The 3477-nt window shown below is 68.1% G+C and carries 4 protein-coding genes; all 4 read right to left on the bottom strand.

The window, feature by feature from the left end; all coding sequences use genetic code 11:
- A partial coding sequence (locus AAC997_RS07185; RefSeq protein WP_340645010.1) for an IF-2-associated domain-containing protein occupies positions 1-368 on the bottom strand: 368 nt, incomplete at its 3' end.
- 85 nt (positions 369-453) lie between these two features.
- Complete coding sequence (locus AAC997_RS07180; protein WP_340645009.1) at positions 454-1092, bottom strand: RNA-binding protein; 639 nt, start codon at positions 1090-1092, stop codon at positions 454-456.
- A gap of 8 nt (positions 1093-1100) precedes the next feature.
- Positions 1101-2837 carry a transcription termination factor NusA gene (gene nusA, locus AAC997_RS07175; protein ID WP_340645008.1) on the bottom strand — a complete coding sequence of 579 codons (1737 nt, stop codon included), beginning with the start codon at positions 2835-2837 and terminating at the stop codon, positions 1101-1103.
- A 12-nt stretch (positions 2838-2849) separates the two neighbouring features.
- Positions 2850-3392 carry a ribosome maturation factor RimP gene (gene rimP / locus AAC997_RS07170; RefSeq protein ID WP_340645007.1) on the bottom strand — a complete coding sequence of 181 codons (543 nt, stop codon included), beginning with the start codon at positions 3390-3392 and terminating at the stop codon, positions 2850-2852.
- Positions 3393-3477: the final 85 nt, after the last annotated feature.

Here is a 3477-nt window from a genome sequence, read left to right as displayed (position 1 = left end):
GCCGCCTGCTCGGCGGCCTGACGGGCCTGATGTTCGCGGGCGAGTTCGATGGCGCGCTGACGGGCGCGTTGTTCCTCGGCCGAAAGATTGCCATCGGCGGTGGGGCCGCCGGCCGGGCGCGGCGCTGACGGCGCCGGCGGGGTGAAGACCCGCTTCTCGGCGGGCGACGGCGCAGCCAGGTTGCCCTGGGGCGCGGAATGGGTGCGGGCGCGCTTGGTCTCGACGACCACCGTCTTGGACCGGCCGTGGCTGAAGCTTTGCTTCACCGTACCCGCGCTCACCGACCCTGCGACGCCACGCGGCTTCAGGGTGAGAGGTGTGCGTCCGCCAGGGGCGGGGGGTCGGCCGTTGTCGTTCTCGTCGCTCATGCGCTCGCTTTACATACCGGTCGGGCGTCCCGACCACGTTCAATAGCTTTAGGCGCGCGGAACGAGGTTCGTTCCGCCCGCCTCTTCAGGGCTCCTCGCGCCAACTCTCGGGAAGGAGCGGGCGGAAGCCGGATAGTCGGTGGACATCGAATGTCCACTGTTCGGCGCCGCGCCCCGCAAGGAAGGCGGTGTGTATCACATTCTCTCCACCCAAGGCCAAACCCAATTCCTCATTGGAATAGAGTCCGAGAAGCTTGGGCGCCCGCGGTGACTTGCGGGCCACATTCAGGATCTTGCGGCGACCGTCCGCCGCGCCGTCGGCGGCCTCGATCACCCAGGCCGCGCGGCCGGCGTTCAACGCCGAGGCGACCTTTTCATAGCCAGAGATAAGGTCGCCCGCCCGCTTGGCAAGGCCCAGCCCGTCCAGGACGCGGCGCCGCAACAGGCTGTCCACCTGGTCGGCGAGATCGGGACTGGCGCTGAGCTTGGCCTTGGCGGAGCGGGAAAACAGCCCCTTACGGGCCGCGGTCTCCACCGAGGCGCGGTCGGCGGCGACCCACATCCCCCGGCCCGGCAGCTTGCGCGCCAGGTCCGGCACCACGACCCCGCCCGGGCCCGCCACGAAGCGGATCAGGCGGTCCTCAGCCATCACCTCGCCCGTGACGACGTCGCGCCGCTCGCGCGCGACCTGCGCCAGGGTGGTGGGGACGGTGGAGGCGGTCACGCTGAGGCTTACGCCTCCTCGCTGTCGGCGGCGGGAGCTTCTTCCTCGGCCTCGGTAGGCGCCGGCGCGGCGGCTTGAGCGCCGCGGACGCCGAACACCTGTTCTTCTTCCGAGAGTTCGACCTCGGCCACCTCTTGGACTTCCGGCTCAGGCGGGGCCTCGACCCAGCCCATCACCACGCGGGCGCGCATGATCAGGGCCTCGGCGTCGGCCGCGTCCATGTTGAAGGCTTCCAGGATGCCCGGCTCGCGGACCCGCTCGCCGTCCTTGCTTTCGAACCAGCCGCGCAGGTCGTCGGGGATCAGGCCGGCCAGGTCCTCGACACTCTTCACGTCGCCGGCGCCCAGGGCGACAGCGACCGGCAGGGTGACACCCTCGATCTCCAGCAGGCTGTCCTCGACGCCGTATTCGCGGCGCTTGCCATCCAGCTCGGCGGCTTCCTTTTCCAGGAAGTCGCGGGCGCGGGCCTGGATTTCCTCGGCGGTGTCCTCGTCGAAGCCCTCGATGGCGGCGACTTCGGCGTTCTCGACATAGGCGACATCTTCAACCGAGGCGAAGCCTTCGGTGACCAGCAGCTGGGCGATGACCTCGTCGACGTCCAGGGCTTCCTGGAACAGGGCGGTCCGCTCGGTGAACTCGCGCTGACGGCGCTCGCTCTCCTGGCTCTCGGTCATGATGTCGATCTGCCAACCGGTCAGCTGGCTGGCCAAGCGCACGTTCTGGCCGCGGCGGCCGATGGCCAGGCTAAGCTGCTCATCGGGAACGACGACTTCGACGCGCTCGTCCTCCTCGTCCATGACGACCTTTGAGACCTCGGCGGGGGCCAGGCCGTTGACGATGAAGGTCGCCTCGTCCGGGCTCCACTGGATGATGTCGATCTTCTCGCCCTGCAGCTCGGCCACCACCGCCTGCACGCGCGACCCGCGCATGCCGACGCAGGCGCCGACGGGGTCGATGGAGCTGTCGTTGGACACCACGGCCATCTTGGCGCGGCTGCCCGGATCGCGGGCCACGGCGCGGATTTCGATGACGCCGTCGTAGACCTCAGGAACTTCCTGGGCGAACAGCTTGGCCATGAAGCCGCCGTGGGCCCGGGACAGCAGGATCTGCGGGCCCTTGGTCTCGCGGCGGACGTCGTAGATGTAGCAGCGGATGCGGTCGCCGATGTTGAAGTTCTCGCGCGGGATCGACTGGTCGCGGCGCATGATGCCCTCGCCACGGCCCAGGTCGACGACGGTGTTGCCGTACTCGACCCGCTTGACCACGCCGTTGACGATCTCGCCCACGCGGTCCTTGAACTCCTCGTGCTGGCGCTCGCGCTCGGCCTCGCGGACCTTGCCGGTCACCACCTGGCGGGCCATCTGGGTCTGCACGCGGCCGAATTCGAAGGGCGGCAGAACTTCTTCGTAGGTCTTGCCGACGAAGGCGTCCTTGTCGACGCTGAGGGCTTCCTTCAGACGGCGCGAGCCCATGGGCTCGCTGGGGCCGTCCTCGCTGTCCTCGGCTTCATAGACCAGATCGTCGGGGATCACGGTGATCACACGCTTGATGATGGTCTCGCCGGTCTTGGGATCGATATTGACCCGGATGTCGTGCTCGGCGCCGTAGCGCGAGCGGGCGCCCTTCTGGATCGCCTCCTCGATCGCCTCGATGACGATCTCCTTGTCGATCGACTTCTCGCGGGCCACGGCCTCGGCGATCTGCAGGAGTTCAAGCCGGTTGGCTGAAATGCCGGTCAGGCTCATGATCTTATCCTCTTACTCGGGCGTCTGTTGTGGGGTGTCGGCCAACCGTGCGGCGCGCTCGTCGGCGCCGCGCTTCATCAGCTGGTCGGTCAGGATCAGTTTGGCCTCGACGATCCACGCGAAGGGGACGAGCGCGGTCTCCGCCTCCCCTTCCAGATCGATGGCCACGTTGTCGTCCTCGATCCCAGCCAGCATGCCGCGGAAACGCTTGCGGCCGTCGGCGACGCGGTCGAGTTCGAGCCGGGCCTCATGGCCCTCGTAGTTGGCGAAATCCTTCATCCGGGTCAGCGGCCGGTCGACGCCGGGGGACGAGACTTCAAGGGTGTATTCGCCGGTGATCGGATCGGCGGCGTCCATGATCTCGGAGATGGCGCGCGACAGCTTGGCGCAGTCTTCCACCACCATCTCGCCGTCCGGGGTCTCGGCCATGATCTGCAGGCGCCGGGCATGCTCGCCGCCCATCAGGCGCAGGCGGACGATCTCGTAACCCGAGGCTTCCGCCACCGGGTCCAGCAGCTCCAGGAGCGTCCTATCTTCTGTAGTCTTGCCTCGCATGGGCTCGGCGGCTCTCCGGCAACAAAAAAGCGGCCGGGCCGAAGCCTGCCGCTCATAGGCGCTATCCAGCGCTTACGGACGATGT

The organism is Phenylobacterium sp., from assembly GCF_037968635.1.
In the GTDB taxonomy this organism is placed as follows: Bacteria; Pseudomonadota; Alphaproteobacteria; order Caulobacterales; family Caulobacteraceae; genus Phenylobacterium.
The sequence above is the reverse complement of the archived record's forward strand: the minus strand, read 5'-3'. Positions and strand labels throughout refer to the sequence as shown.